Source organism: Neisseria sp. P0008.S010 (genome assembly GCF_051962715.1).
GTDB classification, from domain to species: Bacteria; Pseudomonadota; Gammaproteobacteria; order Burkholderiales; family Neisseriaceae; genus Neisseria; species Neisseria elongata.
This window is the reverse complement of sequence record NZ_JBQCVA010000418.1, coordinates 1-239: the sequence shown is the minus strand read 5'-3', so window position 1 is coordinate 239 and position 239 is coordinate 1. Positions and strand designations below refer to the sequence as shown.

Annotated in this window: 1 rRNA gene; it reads right to left on the bottom strand. The window is 51.9% G+C overall.

What is annotated here, in order from left to right:
• Window positions 1–239, bottom strand: a 16S ribosomal RNA gene (locus tag ACTHSL_RS14160); the annotation flags it as partial.

Here is a 239-nt window from a genome sequence, read left to right as displayed (position 1 = left end):
GACTACCAGGGTATCTAATCCTGTTTGCTCCCCACGCTTTCGCTACTCAGCGTCAGTATTGATCCAGATAGTCGCCTTCGCCACTGGTGTTCCTCCCGATATCTACGCATTTCACTGCTACACCGGGAATTCCACTATCCTCTACCATACTCTAGATGCCCAGTATCGACCGCAGTTCCTAGGTTAAGCCCAGGGCTTTCACGATCGACTTAAACATCCGCCTACGAGCGCTTTACGCC